This window comes from Caballeronia glathei (assembly GCF_000698595.1).
Lineage (GTDB): Bacteria > Pseudomonadota > Gammaproteobacteria > Burkholderiales > Burkholderiaceae > Caballeronia > Caballeronia glathei.
The window spans coordinates 1-311 of the sequence record NZ_JFHC01000348.1; the positions used below are offsets into that span (position 1 = coordinate 1).

Below are 311 nucleotides of genomic sequence, written 5' to 3' on the forward strand. Positions count from 1 at the left end.
CGGCTTGGTCCGCTCGAATTTACCTTTTGCCATGATTGCCTTCTTTCAAAAATGTTGATCGGTTAAAGACTTTCGGCTTGCCGAATTACTTGGATTTCGCGTTGATGATCGCGTCAGCAACGTTACGCGGAGCTTCGGAGTAGTGCTTGAATTCCATCGTGTACGTGGCGCGGCCCTGCGTCAGCGAACGCAGCGACGTCGAGTAGCCGAACATTTCCGCGAGCGGCACTTCCGCGCGGACGATCTTGCCGCCGCCGACCATGTCTTCCATGCCCTGAACGATACCGCGGCGGCCCGACAGGTCGCCCATC

General features: G+C 57.2%; 1 pseudogene. It reads right to left on the reverse strand.

The window, feature by feature from the left end:
* Nucleotides 1-85: 85 nt before the first annotated feature.
* Nucleotides 86-311, reverse strand: a pseudogene (gene fusA / locus BG61_RS39080) (elongation factor G); the annotation flags it as partial.